Below are 24,285 nucleotides of genomic sequence, written 5' to 3' on the forward strand. Positions count from 1 at the left end.
TCCGCACTTACCACCCGGCACGTTTCATCATCCTCTAGGGAAATGTTGTGCGAACCGAAAAGCATATGCCCCCCGTACTTTTGGTGTAGCCCTTTAAAATACTAGCTTACCAGATGAGTGTATTGCGGCAAATATCGAGGGGCTCTGGTATCTATAGACAGCGGATAATACGTAAAGTGGCGTTTTAGACGGCGCAGAACAAACAGATTTCGCGCGCTATAAAAAAGCCCCTGAGTAGGGGCTTTTTGCGTCTTCTAAGGTAAGTCTCAGAACGGAATATCGTCGTCGAAATCGTCATAGGAAGCCGGCGCAGCTTGTGGGCCTGAAGGTCCGGAAGAGCGATTGTCATAGCTACTGGCTGGCGGGGTATTATTGTCCGAGTAGCTGGCAGTGCCGCCGCTTTTACTGTCCAGCATGTGCATATTGTCGGCAACGATTTCGGTTGTGTACCGATCTTGACCGTCCTGACCTTGCCATTTTTGCGTACGAATACGGCCTTCGACATAACATTGGCTACCTTTTTTCAGATATTCGCCGGCGATTTTCGCCAAACCACTGAAAAACACCACCCGGTGCCATTCGGTTTCTTGCTTGCGCTCGCCGGTTTGCCTATCTTTCCAGCGTCTATCGGTGGCCAACCGTATCGTGGTAATAGCATCGCCACTCGGCATATAACGCACTTCCGGATCGGCGCCGAGGCGGCCGATCAGCATAACTTTATTTAGCATGGTGTTCTCCGTGTAAAAATTGCGATGAACAGCGGCTTACTGCCACTGTTTTAAAAAAATGCCTAATTGGTTTTTATCGAGTTGCTGGTTATCGACTTTCAAATACGCGGCATTCTCTTCGAAATGCAGCCGCACTTCCTCGATGCCGTTGATAGCCAGTAAAGCCTTGGAAAATTCCTCGCCGCGTTCCGGCTTAACCGCTTGCAATGGCAACAGCAAGTTGGCCCAATAACGCGGCGGTGACATGAACAACGCGATGACTATCCAGCTGGCGGCAACGCCTGCCGAAAACATAAACACCGCCGCGGCGCCGAATTCGCCGTACAACCAGCCACCAGCGCTACCGCCTAAAAACGCGCCGAGGAATTGGGCGCTGGAATAGATGCCCATCGCCGTGCCTTTTAAATCACCGGGCGCGGTTTTGGAAATCAACGACGGCAAGGTGGCTTCCAACAGATTGAAACCGCAGAAGAATATCCACAAGCAGGCGATCAAACCGATCAACTCGCCGTGTAACAGCACAAAACCGACATTGGCAATCACCAAGGTGGCAATCGCGCCGATAAACACCTTCTTCATCTGCCGTTTTTTCTCGGCAATGATCACGAAGGGGATAATCATCGCCATCGATGTCACCAACACCGGCAGATATACCAGCCAGTGACTGCCGCCCTGCAAGCCGGCGTCGCGCATCAGTAGCGGCACCACCACGAAACTGGCCATCAAAATCAAATGCAGCGCAAAAATACCGTAGTTCAAGCGCAACAGATCGGCATTCTTGATGACCGAACCCAGCTCCGAAGGAATGTATTCGGCATCGCGGTGGGTGGTGATTTTTTCCGGGTTAGGCACGACAAACAGAATCACCAAAATGGCCAGCGCCGCCAATACCGCAATCATCCAGAAAATACCGGCAATGCCGAAATGATCGGCGATGATAGGTCCCAGGGTGATAGCCACCCCGAACGACACGCCGATGCTGGCACCTATGGTCGCCATGGCTTTGGTGCGGTGTACTTCCTGGGTCAAGTCGGCCAGCAAGGCCATAACCGCTGCGGAAATCGCCCCGCAACCTTGCAGCGCGCGGCCGATCAGCACGCCGTAAATGTCGGTCGCCAGCGCCGCCCAGACGCTGCCGGCGACAAATAAAATCAGGCCAATCACGATGACCGTCTTGCGGCTGAAACGGTCCGACAACAAACCGAACGGTATTTGCAGGATGGCTTGCGTCAGGCCATAGATACCCATCGTCAAACCTACCAGCTTGGGCGTCGAACCGGGCATTTGTTCGGTAAACAGCGACAACACCGGCAGCAGCATAAACAAACCCAGCATTCTGAGCGCATAGATACTGGCCAGCGATACGGTAGCCCGCTTCTCCATGGCCGTCATCGGACTGGTAATATCCTGAACCTGTGTCAAACCAAACTCCCCTTTGCCTTGCGTCGTTAAAGGTGGCTATAGTACCAGTTTATAGGCGTCGCGCTCCAGCACGGCAATACCGATTTAGCCAATCCTCTTTGCCCAATGGCTGCCTTAGCCGTATAGTAATCGGTTGTTAAAAATCCCCAGGAATGCACAGCAGTGGACACCATCAGCATACGCGGCGCCCGCACTCATAATTTAAAAAACATCGATCTGAACTTGCCGCGCGACAAGTTGATCGTCATCACCGGCCTGTCCGGTTCCGGCAAATCATCGCTGGCCTTCGACACCATTTACGCGGAAGGTCAGCGCCGTTACGTCGAATCCTTGTCGGCTTACGCCCGGCAGTTTTTGTCGATGATGGAAAAGCCGGACGTCGACCATATCGAAGGCCTGTCGCCGGCGATTTCCATCGAACAAAAATCCACCTCGCACAATCCGCGTTCCACGGTCGGCACCATTACCGAGATTTACGATTACTTGCGGCTGTTGTACGCGCGGGTCGGCATTCCGCGCTGCCCGGAACACGGTGTGTCGTTGGAAGCGCAGACCGTCAGTCAAATGGTTGACCAGGTGTTGGCACAACCGGAGGGCGAGCGCTGGATGCTGTTGGCGCCGGTGATCAATGATCGCAAAGGCGAGCATGTGTTGCTACTGGAAGATTTGAAAGCCCAAGGCTTTTTACGCGCCCGCATCGACGGCGCAGTCTATGAGCTGGACGAGCCCCCTGCCCTGGATTTAAAGAAAAAACACACCATCGAAGTGATCGTCGATCGCTTCAAAATCCGCGACGACATTCAGCTGCGCTTGGCCGAATCCTTCGAAACCGCATTACGATTATCTGAAGGCCTGGCGATTGCCGCCTCAATGGAGAACGATCAACAACTGCTGTTTTCCGAACGCTACGCCTGCCCGCATTGCGGCTACAGCCTCAGCGAACTGGAACCGCGTATTTTCTCGTTCAACAACCCGAAAGGCGCCTGCCCCAGTTGCGACGGTCTGGGCGTGCGCCAGCACTTCGATCCGCAATTGGTGGTGCACAATCCGGAGATCAGTCTGGCCGGCGGTGCGGTGCGCGGCTGGGATAGGCGAAACGCATACTATTATCAAATTATTTGCGCCTTGGCCGAGCATTACCATTTCGATCCGGAAGCGCCGTTCTCGCATATACCTAAAGATGTACAGGGCGCAATTCTGTACGGCAGCGGCGAGGAAAAAATTAGCTTTACTTTTCAAATGGGCAACGGCAAACCCAAAACCAGCCGCCACGCCTTCGAAGGCATCATTCCCAATATGCAGCGCCGCTATCACGAAAGCGATTCGCAAATGGTCCGCGACGAATTGTCCAAATATTTGGCTCAACAAACCTGTTCTGTGTGCGACGGCGCGCGTTTGAATCTGGGTGCCCGCAATGTGTTTGTCGAGGAGCAACCCTTACATCACGTCACCCGCTTGCCGATTAAACAAACGCTGAGTTTTTTTCAGCAACTGAATATTCCCGGCCACCGCGGCGAAATCGCCGCCAAAATCAACAAGGAAATTCAGGAAAGGCTGGAGTTTTTGGTTAACGTGGGACTGGATTATTTGACGCTGGACCGTAGCGCCGACACGCTGTCGGGCGGCGAAGCCCAGCGCATTCGTTTGGCCAGCCAGATCGGCGCCGGCCTGGTCGGCGTGATGTACGTGCTTGACGAGCCGTCGATCGGTTTGCACCAACGCGACAACGAACGCCTACTGAACACGCTGTTTAGATTGCGCGACCTGGGCAACACCGTAATTGTGGTCGAGCACGACGAAGACGCGATCCGCGCTGCTGACCATGTGGTCGACATTGGCCCCGGCGCCGGCGTGCACGGCGGGCAGATTGTGTCGCAAGGTACACCGGCGGAAATTCTGGCCGATACCCATTCGTTGACCGGCCGCTATTTATCCGGTGCGGAAATCATCGCCGTGCCGAAGAAAACCACGCCCAACGATCCGGCCCGGCAGTTGACGATCAAAGGCGCATCGGGCAACAATCTGAAAAACGTCACGGCCAGTTTCCCGGTCGGTTTGCTGACCTGCGTCACCGGCGTGTCCGGTTCCGGCAAATCGACCTTGATTAACGACACGCTATACAGCCATGCCGCCCGCGTCATCAACGGCGCCAGTTGCATTCCGGCACCGTGCGCGGCCATCGAAGGCCTGGAGCAGTTCGACAAGGTGGTCGACATCGACCAAAGCCCGATCGGCCGCACGCCAAGATCGAACCCAGCCACCTACACCGGGATTTTCACACCGATCAGAGAGCTGTTTTCGGCGGTACCGGAAGCGCGTTCGCGGGGCTACAACCCCGGCCGCTTCAGTTTTAACGTCAAGGGCGGCCGCTGCGAAGCCTGCGCCGGCGACGGCGTGATCAAGGTGGAAATGCACTTTCTGCCGGACATCTTCGTGCCCTGCGACATCTGCCACGGCAAGCGCTACAACCGCGAAACCCTGGAAATCCGCTACAAGGGCAAGACCATCCACGAAGTGCTGGAAATGACGGTGGAAGACGCCACCCAATTCTTCTCCGCCATCCCCAGCCTGGCCCGCAAGCTGCAAACCCTGATCGACGTAGGCTTGAGCTACATCACCCTCGGCCAGAACGCCGTGACCCTATCCGGCGGCGAGGCACAACGGGTGAAATTGGCGAAGGAACTATCCAAACGCGACACCGGCACCACGCTGTACATCCTGGACGAGCCGACCACCGGATTGCATTTTCATGACATCAAACAATTGCTGACCGTGTTGCACACCCTGCGCGACCACGGCAACACCGTGATCATCATCGAGCATAATCTGGACGTGATCAAAACCGCCGACTGGATCGTGGATATGGGCCCGGAAGGCGGCAGCGGCGGCGGCATGTTGGTGGCGGAAGGTACACCCAAACAGATTGCCAAGCATAAGAGCTCGCATACTGGGACTTACCTGAAGCGATTTTTCGAGTAGCGCCACTTGCCGACAAACGGCGGACTCATTAGGATGCTTGACTGACGGACAAATAGCGGGAGAAGGATGATGGGCTTAGCTTTAAAAGACCGGCAACGACACACTTACGGGGATTATTTGCAGTGGCCGGACGACTTACGCTACGAATTGATCGACGGCGATGCCTATCTAATGCCGCCGACACCCGATTTGGCCCATCAAGACGTTGCCGGCGAAATTTATTGTCAAGCCGCCAACGCCTTACAAGGCAAACCCTGCCGAATCTTCATCGGGCCGGTGGACGTGCGCCTGCCAAAGCGTGACGAAGCCGATGAACTGATAGCCAGCGTCGTTCAACCCGATGTATTAGTCGTTTGCGACCCCACCAAACTGGACAAACGCGGTGTACGCGGCGCGCCGGATTGGGTAGTGGAAGTATTGACGCCGTCTACCGCCAGCCATGACCAGATCAAAAAGCGCGACCTTTACCAGCGCGCAGGCGTGCGCGAATATTGGTTGGTCCACCCCATCGACCGCATGCTGACCATCTATCGCCTGCAAAACGGCGAATACGGTAAGCCGGAGCTTTACCCATTGGAAGGTAAAACCCAAGTCGGCATTCAGCCGGAGATTGTGATTCATTGGGACGAGTTGGTGGCGCGGCTGCCTAAGGATTATTGATAACTAACCCGCCCGCCGTGCTTCTCTGGTGACTAAGCTCCTGCTTGGTCACTAAGCCTTGAAAACTCCAGCTTTCTCAAATAATTCGGAAAGCACTAGCTTCCTGGACTCGGTATCCAAGCAGGAGCTTGGATAACTGCCAAGAGTAGGCAAATCTTCTCGTTTCTGGATTCCTCCAGACAAATAAGTATATACTGACAGTAACTACATTTTACGGAGTAAGACCATGACCTACGCCCGTATTTTTCAATCCGGCAACAGCCAAGCTGTGCGCTTACCCAAGGAATTTCGCTTTAACGCCGACCGTGTGGAAATATTCCGCCGCGGCGACGAAATCGTGTTACGAGAAACCCCAGCCAACGCCACAGCCATATTCGACGCGCTCAGTACGTTGCCGGAAGACTTCATGGCCGAAGGCCGGGAAGACAGCCCGCCGCAGGAACGCGAGGCATTTTGATGCCAGTGCGCTATTTACTGGACACCAACATCTGCATCTACATCGCCAAACATCGGCCGCCAGCCGTGCGCGAGCGTTTCGCCCGCCACTCCGCCAGCGAACTGGCTATGTCGGTGATCACCTTGGGCGAATTGCGCTTCGGCGCTGAGAAAAGCCAGGCACGCGAGCGCGCGATTGCCAGCATAGCCGAATTGACCGGCCTAATTCCAGTCTGCGAGTTACCCGAACCAGCCGGCGACCATTACGGACAAATCCGCGCCGAGCTCCAGAAAATCGGCCAACCAATCGGCAATAACGACTTATGGCTGGCAGCCCATGCCCGATCATTAGACTGGATATTAGTGACCAACAACGAACGCGAGTTTCTTAGAGTGCCAGACCTACGGGTTGAAAATTGGGTTAATTAATTCCTTTTAGTCGCCGAATAACACCATGATCATCATCGAACATAATCCGGATACGATTAGGACTGCCGACGAGATAGCCGATTGGGCCCGGAAAGCGGCAGCGGCGTCATGTTGGTGGCAAAACCACGTCGAAGCGTAAGGCTTCGCATACCGGGCGCTATTGGCAGCATTTTTTTCGTGAATCACCGCTGACAACATGAATGAACTACAAGCGGAAATAACTCAAGCAATTTTAGCGCATGCCGCAGTCGATGCGATTTATCTGTACGGCTCCAGAGCCAAAAATACCGCCCGATCCGATAGCGATTGGGATATTGCGGTGATTTTCAGCGATTACGAAACCGATCCCCTGGAACGGGCGGTGCGTCCGCAAATGCTGGAAGCCGAAGTTGAACGCGACTTAAAACGCTACAACCAAATCAGTATCGTCGATCTGGAAACCGCGCCGGTCTCGCTGCAAGTCGGCATCTTGCAATCGGCTGTCAAATGGTACGACCGCAATGTACCGCACGTCAGACGCGTCGAGCAAAGCATCTGGTCGAAATGGGAAAAGGATTATGAGAGATATGCCTATGAACAGGCGCTGATGCGCCATCGCCGCAAAATGCTGCGCATTTTGGACAAGTACAGCCAGGAAAATATCAACACCTGGACCGAACGCGACCTACTGGCGATACAGCGTGCACTACAAGTCTATATCGAAGCCTTCATGGGCATGGCGCGTTATTTTGTCCAGCAAAAATACCAACTGACAGTCAGCCAATCACGGGAAGCGTTGGACGAATTGAAAAGCCACGGTGATTTACCGGCCGATCAGCATGCCGAATTGATGAAAATCCTCGGTTTCCGAAACGTGCTGGTGCACGACTACCTGGATCTCAATGACGACATCGTGCAAGCCATCGTCACCCAAAAGCAGTATGCGGTTTTGGAGGAATGGATAGTGGTTTGGCAGCGGGAGTTGGATGGATGTGAACCAGAATTCCCGAAGGGGGATAAGTAAGCCGATAAGTCATCGAAATTTCTAAATCCACCACTAACAATTAGTTTTATTCTTCGGCAGAGTCCAACCCATAAAGGACTATGAGTTTTAATTTCTTGATGGCGGCAAATGAACGTGAGATTGCCATTCGCTGGTTCCCACGCGCTGCGCTCATCGTTATACACAAGTCTCCCAACGACTAAACTACCAGGAGACATGAGGCATATAGATGATGGAGAACAGCGATGAGCACCTGGGCCGAAGACGAAGTCCAAACCGCCGATCTGGAAGATCGGCGCCTGAATAAACGATTGGCATTGTTACTGGAGCGATTAGGCGAACATCCCCAGCTCAGCATCCCGGCGGCCTGTGGCGGCTGGAAGGAGACGATGGGCGCTTACCGGTTTTTCGACAATGATAAGGCGACTTTCAAAAAGATACTGGCGCCGCATCGAGATGCCACGGTCGAACGGATGAAGAGCAGCCCGGTCGTATTGCTGGCGCAGGACACGACGGAGTACGACGAAAACATTTGTTTGGGGCCAAAAGGTCTCGGTACTTTGAAAGAGATGGCGAAACATGCGCGCCGACTACATCCGACCATCGCCTTTACGCCGTCGCGGATTTGCTTGGGTGTCGTCAAGGCAGCGTATTGGGCGCGTGACGGCGCCAGCCCGCGACAAGCGCGGCGGCACAAAGGCGTGGACGAAAAAGAAAGTCGGCACTGGCTCGAAAGCTATCAGGATAGCTGTGCCTTACAGGCGCAAATGCCGGACAGTTTATTGGTCAATCTCGCCGACCGCGAGGGCGACATTTACGAATGGTTTGTCGAATACCAAGACTATGCGCCGACTGCTCGCGCTGAATGGATTGTTCGGGCGACGCAGAACCGAGACCTTCTGGTCGAGCCGGAAAATGCGGCGAAATGGCTATGGTCGGCCCTGGATCAAGCGCCGGTCATGGGTTATACCGAGGTTAATGTCAAGTCGCGGCCGAACCGTGCAGCGCGACTGGCGCATATCACGGTACGCGCCGCCACGGTGCCCCTCAAGCCGCCAACGCGTATTGGGTATCGACTGCCGGCATTGAGCATCAACGCGGTGCTGGCGCGCGAAGAGACGCCGCCAGCCGGCAAGGAACCCTTGGAATGGCTCCTGCTGACCAGTTTGCCTGTGGCGAGTTTCGAGCAAGCGACTACGGTGGTGGCGTGGTATGGCGTGCGCTGGTGTATCGAAGTGTACTTCCATGTATTGAAGAGCGGTTGCCAGATCAAGCGGCTACATCTGGAATCGGAAGAACGGCTACTACCTTGTTTGGCGCTCTATATGGTTATTGCCTGGCGGGTGTTATTCAGCCTGATGCTCGCGCGCGCAGCGCCGGACATGGATTGCGAGATTATTTTCGATCCGCAGGAGTGGCGAGCGGCTTATATCGTCGTCAAGCGCTGTCCACCACCGCTCACGCCACCGCGCCTCGGTGAGGTAATCCGACTGATTGCAAGCTTAGGCGGTTATTTTGCCCGCAAACACGATGGTCCACCGGGTGCCAAGGCCATGTGGATCGGCTTACAGCGCTTGCGCGATTTTGTCATCGCCCTCAATGCTCAACAGGATCTCGCAATGAGATGTGTATAACGATGAGCGCTCCGCGTGGGAACCAGAAAGCAACGCGCTGCGGTTATTCTGGCACAGCAGCGCGTTGGAACAAGTAACTTGAGCTTGCATATCCCTCCTAGGACTTTTTAGGAACATTAACGACACCAAAACAACCTGACCCTTTTGTTAAAATTTAGCACCTCAAGCAACCAACAAACAAAATCAAAACAATATATGACGGACAATCAAGTCATCGACTACATAAAACAGGGCGTTGCAAATGGCTTGATCAAGCTGTCCGACGACAACAAACGCATCGAATATCTCAAACAAAAGAAAAACCGGCTATTCACCAACCCGGAAGAACAAGTCCAGGCCGAAACCTACTGCCGCTTGATTCTCCAATACGGCTATCCCAAGCACCGGGTACAAAACTTCGTGCCGGTCAAAATGGGCTCCGACAAAAAGGAAGCCGACATCGTCGTTTACAACGATGACGAATGCCTAGAGCCGCATATCCTGGTCGAATGCAAGAAGCAGGACGTTTCCGACGCCGAATTCGCCCAAGCCATCGATCAAGCCTACTCCTATGCCTTTGCCTTACCCAATAACGTCAAATGGGTCTGGGTTACCTCCAAAATCAAAAACGAATTTTTCCAGGTCGATAAGCGCAAGAACACCCGTAAATCCGAGTCCGACATTCCGCCCTACGGCGTCGATAAACTGGCACCCTATAAATTCGTCAAGGGTGCCGACAAACTCAAACACAAGGTCGGCCAACAAAAGTTTTTCGAGTTGCAAGTGGTGGTCCAGGACGAACTGACTCGCCGTTTCAAACAAGCCCATAACGCCCTATGGGCCGGCGGCCAGCTCAACCCCTCGGAAGCCTTCGACGAGTTGGACAAACTAATCTTCTGCAAAATCTGGGACGAACGTAAAGCCCGCGAGGCCGGCGAACCTTACGACTTTCAAGTCATTCAGGAAGACGGCAAGGGCGCCAACGAAGACGAAAAGCAGCTCGACGCCAAACAAAAAACCAACGCCGGGCTGTTTGCCCGCATCAACGCCCTGTACGAGGAAGGCCGCAAGAAAGACCCGGAAGTATTCCGGGACAACATCCGCCTGACTCCCGAACGGGCGCGTACCATCGTCGAATATCTGCAAGACATCAACCTCAATAAAACCGACCTCGACAGCAAGGGCCACGCCTTCGAGACCTTTATGGACTCGTTCTTTCGCGGCAGCTTCGGCCAATACTTCACGCCGAGGCCTATCGTGAAATTCATCGTCGACGTGTTGCCAATCAGCCACGAATCACTGGTATTGGATACCTCCTGCGGCAGCGGCGGCTTTTTGTTGCATGCATTGGAAAAAGTCCGCAAAGAAGCCAATCGCATTTATCCTAATCACGAATCAGATATAGACGATCATGGCGATTGGAAACGCTATTGGCATGATTTCGCGCAACATAACCTGTACGGCATCGAAATCAACGAACAAATCAGCCGCGTCGCCAAGATGAACATGATCATCCACGACGACGGCCACACCAACGTCATCACCGCCGACGGCTTGCTGAAAGACGCCAAGTTGCAAGAAATCAGCAAAAACCACGGCTTCGAATACGGCCGCTTCGACTACATCATCACCAATCCGCCGTTTGGTAGCGCGGTCAAACTCACCGAAAAAGCCTATCTCGATACCTACGCCTTCGGCCAGAAAGACACCTCCTGGCTGGACCTGAAAAACAGCGGCGTCAAAAACCGCGACAGCCAAAGCACCGAAGTGTTGTTCATCGAGCAATGCCGCCAGTTTTTGAACGCCGGCGGTTACTTGGCCATCGTCATCCCCGATGGCGTGCTGACCAACAGCAGCCTGCAATACGTCCGCGACCAAATCGAAGAGTGGTATCGCATCGTCGCCGTGGTCAGTTTGCCGCAAACCGCCTTTACCGCCAACGGCGCCGGCGTCAAAAGCAGCGTCTTGTTCCTGCGCAAATACAGTGCCGAAGTCAGCGAGGAAATCCGCCAGCTCAAACTCAACATCCAAGCCGCCTTGCTAAGCGAAAACCGCTATAAGGAAGAAGTCGAACGCATCGAAAAAGCAAAGAAAGACGTGCTGAACAACGCCAGCGGCGCGGAATACGACGGCGAATTGAACGAATTCAAAAGCACCGAGGCTTATAAAGCCTGGAAAGCCGAAAAAAGCGCCGAGTACAGCGAGCAAATCGCCGAAATTAAGGAAAAGCTGGAAGAAGCGTATTTACTGCAAAAACAAAGCGCCCTGCCCGATTACCCAATATTCATGGCAATCGCCGAGGATATTGGCTACGACGCCACCGGCAAACAGACCGGCAAAAATGAACTGGATATTATCGGTTCTGAATTGGCGAGGTTTATTGTGGAAGAGGTAAGCCGTGAGCCCGTATAAATTGCAACGAGCGGATAATCTAAAGATATTTTTCGTCAACTTCTCGGATATAGACGGCCGATTCGACCCACTTTATTACTATTCGGTCAATAACTTGGATATTGTCAACAATACCCATTATCCCGTTAAAAAATTATCCGAAGTCATCGAAATGCAGCGCGGCCGTTTTGGACATCGCCCGAGAAACGATCCACGTTTCTACGACGGCGAATATCCGTTTATTCAGACCGGAGATATTGTTCGAGCCAGCCAAACCAATGGCAATATTACTTACTCGCAAACACTAAACGAGCTTGGCCTAAAAACCAGTCGCTTATTCGATAAACCGGTTGTCGTCATTACCATTGCCGCCAACATCGGCGATACCGCTATCCTGGATTATCCGGCTTGTTTCCCCTATAGCCTGATTGGCATGACGCCAAAATCCGGTGAGTTATCGCTTGAGTACATCAATTTATACTTTAAATTCATTAAAGGATATTTGGAAAACCTAGCAGGCTGGTGAAAAACTCGAAAAGCCAAGTAAGCTAAGGCATAGATGAGGGGCCAACTGTTAAAATAGGCTACCTAAATTTGGAGCCTTTCAATGCGCGGACACGATGCCATTCAAAACAGCTGGTTCAGCTATGTTAGCCTGGAAGACCGTATTCCCAAACAGCATCCGTTGCGTCGTTTACGGCTACTGGTTGATGGCGTATTGGCCTCTATGGATGCCGTCTTTGCCGAGCGTTACTCGCACACAGGCCGTCCCTCGATTGCCCCTGAAAAACTGCTGCGCGCCTTGCTGTTACAAGTCCTGTATACGGTCCGTAGCGAGCGTCAGTTGATGGAACAACTGGACTACAACCTGTTGTTTCGCTGGTTTGTCGGTCTGGGCATCGACGACGCCGTGTGGGAACGCACAGTGTTCAGTGCCAACCGCGAACGTCTGTTGTCTGAAGCCCTGAGTCGCGAATTTTTTGAGCGGGTACTGGCCATAGCCGAATGGCAAAATCTGGTGTCCGACGAACACTTCAGCGTCGACGGTAGCCTGATTGAAGCCTGGGCCTCGCACAAAAGCTTCGTCAAAAAAGATGGTAGTGGTCCCGATAAACCCGCCGGCCGCAATCCCGAGATCGACTTCAGTGGCGAAAAGCGCAGCAACGCCACCCATCAAAGTACAACCGATCCCGAAGCCCGGCTTTACAAGAAAGGCGAATACACCGAGGCCAAACTGCGTTACATCACCCATGCCTTGTCCGAGAATCGCAACGGCCTGATTGTCGATGTCGAAACCACACAAGCCACCGGCACCGCCGAAATCGAAGCCGCGCAAAAAATGATCAAACGCCGCGTGCCCCAAGGTGGCAGCGTCGGTGCCGACAAAGGCTATGACCAACCGGCGTTCGTCAACGGACTCGAGTCCCGTGATATCAAAGCCCATGTGGCCCGCAAAAAGATTGGCAGTGCCGTCGACGGCCGCACCGCGCGCGGCAAAGGTTACGCCCAAAGTCTCAAGCGCCGCAAAATCGTCGAAGAAGCCTTTGGCTGGGTCAAAACGGTCGGCGGCCTGCGCAAAACCCGTCACATCGGCTTAGCCAAAGTCGCGGGTCAGGCCTTGTTTTGCTTTGCCGCCTACAACCTGACGCGCATGCTCAACCTATTGGTGTTCACGCCGAAACCGGCGTGGAGTGCACCCGCCTAGGGTGAAGTTCGCCTGAAAACCGTCCACAGACGGCTTCAGGCGAATAAAAAGCCCTTGAAACCGGGGCAAAACGCTTGAAACTCGATGTCATGACCGATTTCAACTCGAAAAAATCACGAACATCGTGGGTAAGGGGAAATATCGGCGGGTTTTTCACCAGCCTGCTAGCGCCGCAGTCCGCGCAGAAAAACATCAATTACCAACAGTTATCGCCTGTTCCCATTGTTATTCCTCCCCTAGAGATTCAGCAACGTGCAGTTCAAATTTATCAGAAGGCTTTGACTCGAAGAGAACAAAAAGAACAACAAGCTCAAGCGCTTTTGGCGGGAATTGATGCATATTTATTGTCGGAACTTGGCATTACGTTGCCTCAGCAAAAAGAGTCTATTGAGCATCGAATCTTCAAAACTAAATTCAGTCAAGCATTAGCCAATCGATTGGATGCCGGTTATCACCAAAAATTTCATGCCATTTTTTCAAAACCGGCAAAATACAGCTATGAACGATTAAAAAATCTATTGATTCACCCTCCTCAATACGGTGCCAATGAAGAAGCAAGTGATCCACAATCAATTAATGATGTTCGTTATATTAGAATTACTGATATTGATGAATATGGTAATTTAAAAACTGAAAACTGGAAAACAGCAAAAAATGTAGACAAAAAATATCGATTGCATGCTAATGATATATTGTTTGCGCGTAGCGGTTCGGTAGGGCGCTGTTACATTCATAAAGCCAATCATCAAGATTCTATTTTTGCAGGATACTTAATAAAGTTCATATTGGATTTTACAAAAATAAATCCAGAATATTTTTTTTATTATTGTCATTCTGCGATTTACAAAGCCTGGGTTTCGGCCATTCAACGCCCATCTGTCCAAGCAAATATCAATGCTGAAGAATACAAAGGATTGTTGATACCTTTACCACCAATAGACAAGCAAAATGAAATAGCTGAATACATTTCAGATATTCGAGATCAAGCAAAAAGGATTCAAGCACAAGGCGAACAAATCCTGGCCGACGCCAAGACCGAAGTGGAACGGATGATTTTGGGCGACAGCGGAGGCGAATCATGCCCACCTGCTGGATAATCGCCGGCCCCAACGGCGCCGGCAAAACCACCTTCGCGCTGGAATACCTGCCTTCGGTGGCGGACTGCCGGCGCTTCGTCAACGCCGATTTGATTGCCGCCGGCCTATCGCCGTTGGCCCCGGAACAACACTTAGCGACCGCCGCCCGTTTGTTCCTGAACGAAATCAAAGACTGCATCACCGCACGCCAGGATTTCGCCTTCGAAACCACGGTGGCCGGTCGCGGTTATTTGAAATTGATAGAGCGCTTGCACGCTGATAGCTGGCGGGTGGAGTTGATTTATCTGGCCTTGCCCAGCGCCGAGATGTCTCGCCTACGTGTCGCGGAACGGGTCGCCCACGGCGGCCACAATATCCCCGAAGCGGATATTGCCCGACGCTTCCCCGTAGCCTGTACAATTTGTTGAATCTCTTTGCGCCAAAAACCGATCAATCCCGCTGTTTTATGAATAGCGGCGGAGTCCCGAAACTGGTTTTCCAGCAATCCGGCATGAGCCGTGAAGTCGTCAATCCCGAATTTTTTGCTTTGTTACAACAGCAGGCCCAATCATGAGCGAACCATCCAACCCCACCCTCAGCCCCGACACTCAGGCGATGTTGGATTGCCTGCAACTTGCCGTCAATAAAACCCTGGAACGCAAGCGGCGTCTTGGTCAATATGTGGTGCAATGGGAAGGCAAGGAGCCGTTTGCCATTGGCGACGATGCGCCAGAGCACTTGAAGCAAGCACCGAGCAATGCAACACCGTCTAGTCGAACCGATGGGTAAAAAGCCAATATTGAAATGATTCCATTTTGATGCCCCTCATCCAAACCTCTTCTTTGTGTCCCACCGCCTCGCCATCATCTCCGACACCCACGGCTTACTCCGCCCCGAGGCGCTAGCGGCGTTGCAGGGCTGCCAGCGGATTATCCACGCCGGCGACATCGGCAAACAGGAGGTGTTGCAGCGGCTGAACGAGTTGGCACCGGTTACGGCGGTACGTGGTAACAACGATAAAGGCGCTTGGGCTGAGGAACTGCCGCTTAGCGCCAGTGTGACGGTTGAGCAAGCGTGCCTTTATGTGATCCATGACTTGGCCGAGTTGCGCATCGATCCGGTCGCGGCCGGGATTCGTGTCGTGATTTCCGGCCATTCGCATAAACCATCGATTCAAGAACGCGATGGCGTGCTGTATCTCAATCCCGGCAGCGCCGGTCCGCGCCGGTTTAAATTGCCGATAGCCGTTGCGGAACTTGTCATCAGAGACACAACAATCGAGGCGCGAATCGTTAATCTGCAGGTTTGAAACCGGTGACAAGAATTTGTTATCGTTGCCACATGCACGCTTGCTGGCGCACGATTCATTTCCGTTTAACCACTTTTTACTCTACAAGATCACCCCATGAGTTTTGATTTTAACGCTTACCTAAACCGCATCGGCATAGCCAAACCGGAGGCCACCCTCGCCGGCCTCAGCCAATTGCAACAGGCGCAACTCGGCGCTATTGCGTTCGAAAACATCAATCCGCTATTGGGCTTGCTGCCCGAGTTGGAAACGGCGGCGTTGATGGAAAAGATTGTCGCCAATCGACGCGGCGGCTATTGTTTCGAATTGAACGGGTTGTTTGGACAGGCGCTGGACGAGTTGGGATTTGCCTATCAGCCGATTATGGCCAGAGTGCGAATGGGCCGTAACGAGGGCGGACCGCGCCTGCATTTGGCGTTTATCGTGGAGGCAGAAGGCGACTCCTGGCTGGTCGATGCCGGCTTCGGCGGCCCTAGCCACTATCGACCGCTGCGCCTGAATACCGAGCAGACGCAAAGCCAGGATCATAACCAGTTTCGGTTGCGCGAGGAGGCGGAATCGGGAGAAACCGTATTGGAGCGCTGGCAAAACGGCGAGTGGTTTGCGTTGTATAGTTTCGACCGCTCAAAGGTGCAGCGCTGCGACCTGGAGGCGGCCAACTTGGTATGCACAACCTGGGACCAATCGCTGCTGTCGCAAAATTTATTGATTTGCCGGAATACTGCCGAAGGCTGGGTACAATTGTTCAATACCCATTTTTCAAGATGCCGCGCGGATGAAAAAATTAGCCATTCAATTGACAGCCAGGCGCAATTAAATGACTTGCTGGACGAGCAGTTTGATATAGAGCTCAACAGTGAGCAATTGCGCTGCCTCGCCGAGCGTTTGGCATTAAACCAGGATAACTAAGCATTTGTCCGGCGGGTTTTATCGGCATTGCAGCGCCCTGTCTGAGCTGGTACTCAGCAAATTTGCCTATTTGTTCAAGCAAACTTGACGATTTATCCATCGCTCAAGATGTCTGGAACGGCTTTTGCCTGGAAATGGCGACGCAACTGGCTAATACAAAGGTCGCGTTATATCAGCAAGGCAAACCGGGTGTTAAAAAAATGATTTTGGCATTCTCATACGTATGATGTAGCAGGGGAAATTTATTTCCAAACTCGGCGAGCACTTTAAGGCAAGTCTTGTCGCGCGTTTATCGCACCCGTCGATGTGCGCTTACCCAAGGCCTCGGAGCCAAATTCAGTCCGGCACCAGGACTACATGCAAGTGAATTACTCTACAGTTAACACAGCTTTTTGAAGAGCGTGACCAACCGTCAATACAGTTGCAAATTGTGAGGTAGGATTAACCGGCAGAGCAGTTAAGTGTGCTGCTGAGTACTGTCGTTTTTATGCCAACCGGTACTCGATATCTCGCAGGCATAAAAAAAGGACTAGCGAATTAACGCAAGTCCTTGATTTAAATGGTGGCGATACCGGGGATCGAACCTGGAACCTCGGGGTTATGAATCCCGCGCTCTAACCGGATTGAGCTATATCGCCACTGGGAACAGCTTTGAAAAGACGCGCATTATAGGGCGCGTCTTTTCTATTGTCAAACATTGAAACGAAAGTGCATCACGTCACCATCCTGAACTTTATACTCCTTGCCTTCCAACCGCCATTTACCGGCATCTTTGGCACCTTGTTCGCCGCTATAAGCTATAAAATCCGCATACGAGACCACTTCGGCGCGGATGAAACCTTTTTCGAAATCGGAATGGATCACGCCCGCCGCCTGCGGCGCGGTGGCGTTGACCGGAATAGTCCAAGCTCTGACTTCCTTGACGCCAGCAGTGAAATACGTCGAGAGATTCAAGAGCTCGTAGCCGGCACGCACCACCCTATTCAAGCCCGGCTCTTCCAAGCCCAAATCTTCGAGAAATTCTTTCTTTTCGTCTTCATCCAACTGCACGATCTCCGCTTCTATCGCGGCGCAGACGGCAACCACTTTGGAACCTTCCTTCTCGGCAAAAGCCTTGACCTTGTCCAACATCGGATTGTTCTCAAAACCGTCGTCTTGAACGTTGGCAACATATAGAGTCGGCTTGATGGTGATCAGACATAATTCCTTGATAAGCTTGGCCTCGTCCTCGGTCAAGCCTAAAGTACGCACGGCTTCGCCGGCATTGAGGTGATCCAGCACCCGTTCCAGAACGTCTTTTCTCGCCAGTTCGTCCTTATTGCCAGACTTTGACGCTTTTGCGGCTTTTTGCAGCGCTCTCTCGACGGAAGACATATCGGCCAGAGCCAATTCGGTATTGATGACTTCGATATCGTTAATTGGATCGACCTTGCCGGCAACATGAATCACATTGTCGTCTTCAAAACAGCGCACAACATGGACAATGGCATCGGTTTCACGAATATTCCCCAGAAATTGGTTGCCCAATCCTTCGCCTTTCGAGGCACCCGCCACCAGGCCGGCTATATCGACAAACTCAATCGTGGTGGGCAACACCCGTTCCGGTTTAACGATTTCGGCGAGTTTATCCATGCGCGGATCAGGAACCGGCACGACGCCGACGTTAGGATCGATAGTGCAGAAAGGATAATTTTCGGCGGCGATAGTCGCTTTAGTAAGCGCGTTGAATAGAGTTGATTTACCGACGTTGGGCAGACCAACGATTCCGCAGTGTAGTGCCATGGATTTTATACAGAAGGATTAATTTAACAGGAGCCGGATAAACCGGAAGAGTGCGGGCGCGATTATACAGGGAATTTACGGATATGACCGCGCCGACACGAGGAGTAGCGCATCGTTTGCAGACGATGCGCTCAGGTTGTTACTTGACTTGCAAAACGCCACCTTGACCGCTGCCGCCACCGCCTTGAACTTCCTGCGCTTTATAGTTTCTAAGCGACTGGACCATATTGTTATAAGCATCAAAAAAGGCTGCCGCTGTCGCTATGCCTTCCGGGGTTCTGCTGTACATACCTATGCTGCCGCCCGCCGCGCCGGCAAAAAGTCCGCCCCAACCGCCGAACGCGCCGCCGCCGGAAGTACTCATATTGTTAGCGGTGGCACTGCCTTGGGAAATGGCAATTTGCACCGTTGAACGAATATCGGTCAGGGTAAGCGCCACATCGGTGGTTCGAGTTTCCACAGCATGTGAAACTGCGCCGGCAATGGCGCCTAGACCACCCAAACCGGCAGCGCCTAATCCGGCACCGATTAATCCGGCTCCAATGGAGCCCCCTTGTCCGCCTGTGGATTCGTTAGCGACGATAATCTGCGGGTCGAGTAAATAATCGGCCGCAACACGTTGGCCTTTGTGTTGTTTTGAACCTGACCGATATTCTCCTGAGTTTCTTTGTTGATCGGTGATTCTATCCAGCATGGCACTGGTGCTCATATTGCCAATGCCGGTAATAATAAAACAATTGGATTGCTGTACCGCCAAACGGATTAACGGATCAACCGTGGTAACCCCTGACGCTCCTGAAAAACGCCCGTCGCTGACCGCCAAGGTACCCAATGGGCTGGCACAACGTTCCAACGACTTATTGGCGTTGACGCTAGTCGCGCCGCCGGCAGAACCAGAAACTAAATTTGAACTACCACCTGTCTGCAAGCCAGGCTGTTGCGCGCAGCCGGCAAAAGCAAAAACAGAGACCAGTAATGATAAATCTCGAATTGATTTAACGCTCATCCAAAAAACTCCAAAAAATTGCCATTCAGTTAATGGTGCCTAGCAAACTAAAAAATTCGAGCGATAATAGACCAAAACTTATAAAAAGAAAAAGGAAATACTCATGCATTCAAAAAAGCCTTTTTTGTCAACGCTATTTGTTTTATTCGTAGCGTTTGGCCTTGTCGCCTGTACACATCAAGAAAAACAAGTTAAGTCGGACACCATTAGAATTTGCGACGAAAATGGATGCGCGGACCGCCCGAAAGACTATACCTCTTTTCAACCGGAGCCGGCGATGTCCGCCGAAGACAGCGCCAAAATCAAAGCACTTGAAGAACTGGCCGCAAACGATCCGCGCGCCGCTTACGATTTGGCGCTACGTTTCTTTAGAGCGGACGGCGTTCGTCAAGATACCTACAAGTCGATCAAATGGATGCGCGAAGCCGCCGAGAAAGGCAATTTCGATGCTCAAAAAGCACTGGGTAGAGTCTATCTGACTGGTCTTGGCGAAATGGGATCCGATCCGGGCGAGGCTGAAAAATGGTTGTCCATTACCGCCAGTAAAGGCGACAAAGAAGCAAGCAGCTTACTTAAAGAAGCAGTAAAAGCGCGCCAATCGGAGCAAGCCGATTACCAATGGCGGAGACGATGGCAACAGGTTTTTTACAACAACTGGTATTCCGGCTATCGCTACAATTGGTACTGGGGAACCGGACGCTGGTATTTGTATTATTGACCGGCCCTTAAATACCGTTCGCCTAAATGTCCTTGAGGGTACTGAGCTCGTTGACAGTCACACCAACTGGGGCTTCGACCAGCTCAGCCCGGACGGAATAACCGTTAATAAACAGGGCCGGTTTAATACCAAGAATACGTAATTACCTAAAAATCAACTATCGGACTGACAGACACTCCTGATGTCGTGCTGAGTGAGAAATTCAAATATTTTTAGTCACAACTTAAGGTTATGAATATCCCGATGAACCATCCCAAATCGTCTTACAACTGATCCGAGCAGGCTTCGCCGAATACTATCGTCTTATCTCGGCCGCTGGCTTTAGCTTGATACAACGCAGCATCGGCGTAATTAATCATTTGATCAATGTCAGGGGCTTGTTCGGATTGAATTAAATCGCTATTCAAGCAATATATGCCAATACTCAGGGTCAAATTTACCACCTCTTGATTGATAGACCATTCCAGGGTTTTGATTTCCTGACGAATGCGCTCCGCAAATGTTTTACCGCTATCGCAGCGGGTATTAGTAAAAATCGCTACAAACTCTTCGCCACCAAAACGTACCAGAATATCGGTATTACGCACTTGCCGCTTTAACGCTTTAGCGACACCGGTCAGCACTTGATCGCCGAACAAATGTCCGAAGCGATCATTAATGACTTTGAAATGATCAATGTCCATCACCAGTAAACAAAAACCGGTTTTGTAGCGCTTATGGTGAGCGATAACGACTTCGACTTGGTCATAAAAAAACCGCCGATTATGCAGGCCTGTTAACTGGTCATGCATGGACATACTGGCAAAATGATCTTTAAGTTGATTGGTTTCGGCAACCAAACTCTCCAACTCAGCCGTCCTGGAAGCAATTTGCTGTTCCATATGCTGAACCAGGCGCCTAGTGGTAATCAACTGACCAAGAATGTTTTTATAAACTTCCAACAAACGGATATGCCAATCGTTGAAATAATAGGCTTGCGGATGGGATACGTTTAAAACGCCAATCAAGGTGCGATTGAAAGTAAATACCGGCACACTGATAATTGAACCGGGCGATTGCTTCGAGTTTCCGGTTTTTTCGAATCGCTTATCTTCGTGGCAATTTTGACAATGCTGCAAAACACCGGTCGCCGCGGCAGCGCCAATCAAGCCTTCCCCTACTCTAAAGCGCAAAGGGCTATCCATATTTACTTCAGGAGCGCCAAGCTCGCCCACACTAATGCCGGCAACATTGCTTAATAAGCCTTCGCTATCCACGATAAAAAAAGAGCACCGCTCCATATCTTGATATTGGATAAGGCTTGCCAAAGCTTGTCTGATAAGGGTTTTTTCATCATCGACTTGACAATCGATTTCGGATAACTGTTTGACTGCGGACAGCGCATTGACGAGATCTATCAGCAAATCCTGCACGCCGAAACCTGCCAGTTTCACATCTTGACTGTTTGCGCTAGGCTGGTTCATCAATTCCCCATGATGGCAGCAAGTTTTTGCATAGCCGGCTGATTTTCTGCCAGTTGTTCAGCAAGCTCTTGTATATTGTCCAACGGCAACTTAATCTTCCGGCATTCCGATTCAAACTCTTGCAGATTAATAGACTCCCCTGAAATCACGGTTACGCTTAACAGGCTGGTGAAAAACCCGCCGATATTTCCCCTTACCCACGATGTTCGTGATTTTTTCGAGTTGAAATCGGCCCTGACATCGAGTTTCAACCGTTTTGCCCCTGTTTGAAGGGCTTTTGATTCGCCTGAAGCCGTCTTTGGACGGTTTTCAGGCGCACTTCGCCCTAGGTGGGCGAACTCCACGCCGGTTTCGGCGTGAACACCAAGAGATTGAGCAAGCGCGTCAGGTTATACGCGGCAAAGCAAAACAAGGCCTGACCCGCGACTTTGGCTAAGCCGATGTGACGGGTTTTGCGCAGGCCGCCGACCGTTTTGACCCAGCCAAAGGCTTCTTCGACGATTTTGCGGCGCTTGAGACTTTGGGCGTAACCTTTGCCGCGCGCGGTGCGGCCGTCGACGGCACTGCCAATCTTTTTGCGGGCCACATGGGCTTTGATATCACGGGACTCGAGTCCGTTGACGAACGCCGGTTGGTCATAGCCTTTGTCGGCACCGACGCTGCCACCTTGGGGCACGCGGCGTTTGATCATTTTTTGCGCGGCTTCGATTTCGGCGGTGCCGGTGGCTTGTGTGGTTTCGACATCGACAATCAGGCCGTTGCGATTCTCGGACAAGGCATGGGTGATGTAACGCAGTTTGGCCTCGGTGTATTCGCCTTTCTTGTAAAGCCGGGCTTCGGGATCGGTTGTACTTTGATGGGTGGCGTTGCTGCGCTTTTCGCCACTGAAGTCGATCTCGGGATTGCGGCCGGCGGGTTTATCGGGACCACTACCATCTTTTTTGACGAAGCTTTTGTGCGAGGCCCAGGCTTCAATCAGGCTACCGTCGACGCTGAAGTGTTCGTCGGACACCAGATTTTGCCATTCGGCTATGGCCAGTACCCGCTCAAAAAATTCGCGACTCAGGGCTTCAGACAACAGACGTTCGCGGTTGGCACTGAACACTGTGCGTTCCCACACGGCGTCGTCGATGCCCAGACCGACAAACCAGCGAAACAACAGGTTGTAGTCCAGTTGTTCCATCAACTGACGCTCGCTACGGACCGTATACAGGACTTGTAACAGCAAGGCGCGCAGCAGTTTTTCAGGGGCAATCGAGGGACGGCCTGTGTGCGAGTAACGCTCGGCAAAGACGGCATCCATAGAGGCCAATACGCCATCAACCAGTAGCCGTAAACGACGCAACGGATGCTGTTTGGGAATACGGTCTTCCAGGCTAACATAGCTGAACCAGCTGTTTTGAATGGCATCGTGTCCGCGCATTGAAAGGCTCCAAATTTAGGTAGCCTATTTTAACAGTTGGCCCCTCATCTATGCCTTAGCTTACTTGGCTTTTCGAGTTTTTCACCAGCCTGTTAAGCGCTCGCAAAGCCTCATTAAAATCAGCAAGGGCAGCTCTATACCTTCAAAATCCTTATTTTCATAATTGTCTAATAGCACTTGGTACAAAACCGGCAAATGCCATTTACGTAATAAAAAATGACCGATTTGATAATGGCTCTGCCCCATTTGTCGAGAAATTCCCTGACTCACAGGCAAACCCGTTTTTTTGCATTCGACAAACACTTCATGCAGCTCTTCCGGCTGCAAATAGCCGAGCACCAATATGCCGATATTAAGAAGTAATCCACCGGAATAAATTGTCGATGGCGTAAATGCTCGCAATTGCGGAATTTCGATCGCCAGTTTTTGCGCGGATACCGCGGTGGTTAATGAGCGTATCCAAAAATACTCGGCGTCGAAACCTTGGCATTTGCGCGTATCAAATTGGACATTAAAAATAATTGCCTGTGCCAGCGCCTTCACCAAATCCAGACCCAAGACCTGAAAAATAGCGGTACGAATATCTGAGACATTTCTGCCACGGGCAAAATAGGCCGAATTTGCTAATCCAAGCAATCTAGCAACTAAACCAGGCGATAACGATAAGGCATCCGCCAACTTTTCTATGGGTATGTCCGGCGTGTTGATGACATCCAGAATTCGCAGACTTGCCTCTGGCAAAACCGGCAAGTTTTTCAGCGAACCGATTTGCAGTTCAATTGTTTGCTTCACACCGGCATTCATCAACCATGACCATAACCTGAAATAATTAAACAAACCGAGAGTTTGCGGTAATCGTCGTTACTCATTGCATCTTTTGGAATTATCATCGATTGACACCTCCCTTCATCGTGCACCCAATGCAGCGCGATCAGTAATCCACTTACCACAGTTGACGCTTGAATCTCGATAGACCTGTACTGGTCGCCCGTTCCAAGCAGCGACCATCCATACTGAGGAGTATAGCGTAGATAAGTAACATCAATTTTGCCGAATGCCATATTGTTTCGCCAGCTTAGTAATACCAGCATCGTCAGCAAATATTTGTATGGCAACGGTAGCGCGTTTAGCCAACATGCCGCCAGCGCCGCGCTGTGAATAGCGCTAACAACGAATCTCAGCGCCCTCGAGCGCTCCACTTTAAAATTCATGCTCTGTTCAAGATTTTTCGACACAATCGCCGCACCTTTTTCGA

24 protein-coding genes and 1 tRNA gene are annotated in these 24,285 nt (G+C 51.8%); 15 read left to right on the plus strand and 10 right to left on the minus strand.

Annotated features, from left to right (window positions below):
- Positions 1 to 266: 266 nt before the first annotated feature.
- Complete coding sequence (locus ACMXD4_RS13160; RefSeq protein ID WP_033158801.1) at positions 267 to 728, minus strand: single-stranded DNA-binding protein; 462 nt, start codon at positions 726 to 728, stop codon at positions 267 to 269.
- 36 nt (positions 729 to 764) lie between these two features.
- Positions 765 to 2,150 carry an MFS transporter gene (locus tag ACMXD4_RS13165; protein ID WP_415878370.1) on the minus strand — a complete coding sequence of 462 codons (1,386 nt, stop codon included), beginning with the start codon at positions 2,148 to 2,150 and terminating at the stop codon, positions 765 to 767.
- A gap of 162 nt (positions 2,151 to 2,312) precedes the next feature.
- On the opposite strand from ACMXD4_RS13165, the gene uvrA reads away from it, so the two are divergent.
- The 14 genes from uvrA (at position 2,313) to ACMXD4_RS13235 (ending at position 16,638) form a co-directional block, all read left to right on the plus strand.
- Positions 2,313 to 5,129 carry an excinuclease ABC subunit UvrA gene (gene uvrA, locus ACMXD4_RS13170; RefSeq protein WP_415878371.1) on the plus strand — a complete coding sequence of 939 codons (2,817 nt, stop codon included), beginning with the start codon at positions 2,313 to 2,315 and terminating at the stop codon, positions 5,127 to 5,129.
- Between the two features lie 66 nt (positions 5,130 to 5,195).
- Complete coding sequence (locus ACMXD4_RS13175) at positions 5,196 to 5,789, plus strand: Uma2 family endonuclease (protein ID WP_415878372.1); 594 nt, start codon at positions 5,196 to 5,198, stop codon at positions 5,787 to 5,789.
- 226 nt (positions 5,790 to 6,015) lie between these two features.
- A complete protein-coding gene (locus ACMXD4_RS13180; RefSeq protein ID WP_415878373.1) occupies positions 6,016 to 6,246 on the plus strand; it encodes an antitoxin in 231 nt (76 codons plus the stop codon).
- Positions 6,246 to 6,653 (plus strand): type II toxin-antitoxin system tRNA(fMet)-specific endonuclease VapC, encoded by a 408-nt coding sequence (gene vapC / locus ACMXD4_RS13185; protein WP_415878374.1) that lies wholly within the window; start codon positions 6,246 to 6,248, stop codon positions 6,651 to 6,653. Before ACMXD4_RS13180 ends, vapC begins: the two co-directional genes overlap by 1 nt.
- A 196-nt stretch (positions 6,654 to 6,849) precedes the next feature.
- Positions 6,850 to 7,656 (plus strand): type VII toxin-antitoxin system HepT family RNase toxin, encoded by an 807-nt coding sequence (gene hepT / locus ACMXD4_RS13190; RefSeq protein WP_415878375.1) that lies wholly within the window; start codon positions 6,850 to 6,852, stop codon positions 7,654 to 7,656.
- Between the two features lie 224 nt (positions 7,657 to 7,880).
- Positions 7,881 to 9,269 (plus strand): IS4 family transposase, encoded by a 1,389-nt coding sequence (locus ACMXD4_RS13195; protein WP_415878376.1) that lies wholly within the window; start codon positions 7,881 to 7,883, stop codon positions 9,267 to 9,269.
- Positions 9,270 to 9,464: 195 nt separating this feature from the next.
- On the plus strand, positions 9,465 to 11,660 hold the full coding sequence (locus ACMXD4_RS13200) for a restriction endonuclease subunit M (protein WP_415878377.1): 2,196 nt from the start codon (positions 9,465 to 9,467) through the stop codon (positions 11,658 to 11,660).
- A complete protein-coding gene (locus ACMXD4_RS13205) occupies positions 11,647 to 12,165 on the plus strand; it encodes a restriction endonuclease subunit S (protein ID WP_415878378.1) in 519 nt (172 codons plus the stop codon). Before ACMXD4_RS13200 ends, ACMXD4_RS13205 begins: the two co-directional genes overlap by 14 nt.
- A gap of 81 nt (positions 12,166 to 12,246) precedes the next feature.
- A complete protein-coding gene (locus ACMXD4_RS13210; RefSeq protein ID WP_415878136.1) occupies positions 12,247 to 13,344 on the plus strand; it encodes an IS5 family transposase in 1,098 nt (365 codons plus the stop codon).
- Positions 13,345 to 13,418: 74 nt separating this feature from the next.
- Positions 13,419 to 14,441 carry a restriction endonuclease subunit S gene (locus tag ACMXD4_RS13215; RefSeq protein ID WP_415878379.1) on the plus strand — a complete coding sequence of 341 codons (1,023 nt, stop codon included), beginning with the start codon at positions 13,419 to 13,421 and terminating at the stop codon, positions 14,439 to 14,441.
- On the plus strand, positions 14,423 to 14,848 hold the full coding sequence (locus tag ACMXD4_RS13220; RefSeq protein WP_415878380.1) for a hypothetical protein: 426 nt from the start codon (positions 14,423 to 14,425) through the stop codon (positions 14,846 to 14,848). The genes ACMXD4_RS13215 and ACMXD4_RS13220 overlap by 19 nt, the downstream gene beginning before the upstream one ends.
- Before the next feature lie 142 nt (positions 14,849 to 14,990).
- On the plus strand, positions 14,991 to 15,209 hold the full coding sequence (locus tag ACMXD4_RS13225; protein WP_415878381.1) for a hypothetical protein: 219 nt from the start codon (positions 14,991 to 14,993) through the stop codon (positions 15,207 to 15,209).
- 55 nt (positions 15,210 to 15,264) lie between these two features.
- Positions 15,265 to 15,729, plus strand: coding sequence for a metallophosphoesterase family protein (locus tag ACMXD4_RS13230; protein WP_415878382.1), 465 nt, complete (start codon positions 15,265 to 15,267; stop codon positions 15,727 to 15,729).
- Between the two features lie 96 nt (positions 15,730 to 15,825).
- Positions 15,826 to 16,638, plus strand: a complete 813-nt coding sequence (locus ACMXD4_RS13235) for an arylamine N-acetyltransferase family protein (protein ID WP_415878383.1) — start codon at positions 15,826 to 15,828, stop codon at positions 16,636 to 16,638.
- A gap of 560 nt (positions 16,639 to 17,198) precedes the next feature.
- On the opposite strand, the gene ACMXD4_RS13240 is transcribed toward ACMXD4_RS13235, so the two are convergent.
- The 3 genes from ACMXD4_RS13240 to ACMXD4_RS13250 all read right to left on the minus strand — a co-directional run bounded on the left by ACMXD4_RS13240 (position 17,199) and on the right by ACMXD4_RS13250 (position 19,426).
- Positions 17,199 to 17,276 (minus strand) — tRNA-Met (locus ACMXD4_RS13240).
- 52 nt (positions 17,277 to 17,328) lie between these two features.
- Positions 17,329 to 18,420, minus strand: coding sequence for a redox-regulated ATPase YchF (gene ychF / locus ACMXD4_RS13245; protein ID WP_205454149.1), 1,092 nt, complete (start codon positions 18,418 to 18,420; stop codon positions 17,329 to 17,331).
- A gap of 139 nt (positions 18,421 to 18,559) precedes the next feature.
- On the minus strand, positions 18,560 to 19,426 hold the full coding sequence (locus tag ACMXD4_RS13250) for a hypothetical protein (protein WP_020481912.1): 867 nt from the start codon (positions 19,424 to 19,426) through the stop codon (positions 18,560 to 18,562).
- A gap of 277 nt (positions 19,427 to 19,703) precedes the next feature.
- Between ACMXD4_RS13250 and ACMXD4_RS13255 the strand changes: the two genes are divergently transcribed.
- Positions 19,704 to 20,144, plus strand: a complete 441-nt coding sequence (locus ACMXD4_RS13255; RefSeq protein WP_253734408.1) for a tetratricopeptide repeat protein — start codon at positions 19,704 to 19,706, stop codon at positions 20,142 to 20,144.
- Positions 20,145 to 20,407: 263 nt separating this feature from the next.
- Here ACMXD4_RS13255 and ACMXD4_RS13260 read toward each other — a convergent pair whose 3' ends face one another.
- From ACMXD4_RS13260 to ACMXD4_RS13280, 5 genes are all read right to left on the minus strand, one after another.
- On the minus strand, positions 20,408 to 21,607 hold the full coding sequence (locus ACMXD4_RS13260; protein ID WP_171695055.1) for a sensor domain-containing diguanylate cyclase: 1,200 nt from the start codon (positions 21,605 to 21,607) through the stop codon (positions 20,408 to 20,410).
- On the minus strand, positions 21,607 to 21,951 hold the full coding sequence (locus ACMXD4_RS13265; RefSeq protein WP_415878384.1) for a hypothetical protein: 345 nt from the start codon (positions 21,949 to 21,951) through the stop codon (positions 21,607 to 21,609). Before ACMXD4_RS13265 ends, ACMXD4_RS13260 begins: the two co-directional genes overlap by 1 nt.
- Positions 21,933 to 23,030 carry an IS5 family transposase gene (locus ACMXD4_RS13270; protein WP_415878385.1) on the minus strand — a complete coding sequence of 366 codons (1,098 nt, stop codon included), beginning with the start codon at positions 23,028 to 23,030 and terminating at the stop codon, positions 21,933 to 21,935. The genes ACMXD4_RS13265 and ACMXD4_RS13270 overlap by 19 nt, the downstream gene beginning before the upstream one ends.
- Before the next feature lie 81 nt (positions 23,031 to 23,111).
- Complete coding sequence (locus ACMXD4_RS13275; RefSeq protein ID WP_415878386.1) at positions 23,112 to 23,834, minus strand: HDOD domain-containing protein; 723 nt, start codon at positions 23,832 to 23,834, stop codon at positions 23,112 to 23,114.
- Positions 23,834 to 24,241 carry a protein YgfX gene (locus ACMXD4_RS13280; protein WP_415878387.1) on the minus strand — a complete coding sequence of 136 codons (408 nt, stop codon included), beginning with the start codon at positions 24,239 to 24,241 and terminating at the stop codon, positions 23,834 to 23,836. The genes ACMXD4_RS13275 and ACMXD4_RS13280 overlap by 1 nt, the downstream gene beginning before the upstream one ends.
- Between the last annotated feature and the right edge of the window lie 44 nt (positions 24,242 to 24,285).

The sequence above is a fragment of the Methylomonas sp. TEB genome, assembly GCF_047777895.1.
In the GTDB taxonomy this organism is placed as follows: domain Bacteria; phylum Pseudomonadota; class Gammaproteobacteria; order Methylococcales; family Methylomonadaceae; genus Methylomonas.

What these genes read in the sequence shown, in the direction of transcription:
- ACMXD4_RS13260 (WP_171695055.1), bottom strand. Translation starts at nt 21,607, where the DNA reads ATGAACCAGCCTAGCGCAAACAGTCAAGATGTGAAACTGGCAGGTTTC.
- ychF (WP_205454149.1), bottom strand. Translation starts at nt 18,420, where the DNA reads ATGGCACTACACTGCGGAATCGTTGGTCTGCCCAACGTCGGTAAATCA.
- vapC (WP_415878374.1), top strand. Translation starts at nt 6,246, where the DNA reads ATGCCAGTGCGCTATTTACTGGACACCAACATCTGCATCTACATCGCC.
- ACMXD4_RS13195 (WP_415878376.1), top strand. Translation starts at nt 7,881, where the DNA reads ATGAGCACCTGGGCCGAAGACGAAGTCCAAACCGCCGATCTGGAAGAT.
- ACMXD4_RS13180 (WP_415878373.1), top strand. Translation starts at nt 6,016, where the DNA reads ATGACCTACGCCCGTATTTTTCAATCCGGCAACAGCCAAGCTGTGCGC.
- ACMXD4_RS13220 (WP_415878380.1), top strand. Translation starts at nt 14,423, where the DNA reads ATGCCCACCTGCTGGATAATCGCCGGCCCCAACGGCGCCGGCAAAACC.
- ACMXD4_RS13235 (WP_415878383.1), top strand. Translation starts at nt 15,826, where the DNA reads ATGAGTTTTGATTTTAACGCTTACCTAAACCGCATCGGCATAGCCAAA.
- ACMXD4_RS13270 (WP_415878385.1), bottom strand. Translation starts at nt 23,030, where the DNA reads ATGCGCGGACACGATGCCATTCAAAACAGCTGGTTCAGCTATGTTAGC.
- ACMXD4_RS13280 (WP_415878387.1), bottom strand. Translation starts at nt 24,241, where the DNA reads ATGAATTTTAAAGTGGAGCGCTCGAGGGCGCTGAGATTCGTTGTTAGC.
- ACMXD4_RS13255 (WP_253734408.1), top strand. Translation starts at nt 19,704, where the DNA reads ATGTCCGCCGAAGACAGCGCCAAAATCAAAGCACTTGAAGAACTGGCC.
- ACMXD4_RS13275 (WP_415878386.1), bottom strand. Translation starts at nt 23,834, where the DNA reads ATGAATGCCGGTGTGAAGCAAACAATTGAACTGCAAATCGGTTCGCTG.
- ACMXD4_RS13225 (WP_415878381.1), top strand. Translation starts at nt 14,991, where the DNA reads ATGAGCGAACCATCCAACCCCACCCTCAGCCCCGACACTCAGGCGATG.
- ACMXD4_RS13160 (WP_033158801.1), bottom strand. Translation starts at nt 728, where the DNA reads ATGCTAAATAAAGTTATGCTGATCGGCCGCCTCGGCGCCGATCCGGAA.
- ACMXD4_RS13175 (WP_415878372.1), top strand. Translation starts at nt 5,196, where the DNA reads ATGATGGGCTTAGCTTTAAAAGACCGGCAACGACACACTTACGGGGAT.
- hepT (WP_415878375.1), top strand. Translation starts at nt 6,850, where the DNA reads ATGAATGAACTACAAGCGGAAATAACTCAAGCAATTTTAGCGCATGCC.
- ACMXD4_RS13200 (WP_415878377.1), top strand. Translation starts at nt 9,465, where the DNA reads ATGACGGACAATCAAGTCATCGACTACATAAAACAGGGCGTTGCAAAT.
- ACMXD4_RS13250 (WP_020481912.1), bottom strand. Translation starts at nt 19,426, where the DNA reads ATGAGCGTTAAATCAATTCGAGATTTATCATTACTGGTCTCTGTTTTT.
- ACMXD4_RS13210 (WP_415878136.1), top strand. Translation starts at nt 12,247, where the DNA reads ATGCGCGGACACGATGCCATTCAAAACAGCTGGTTCAGCTATGTTAGC.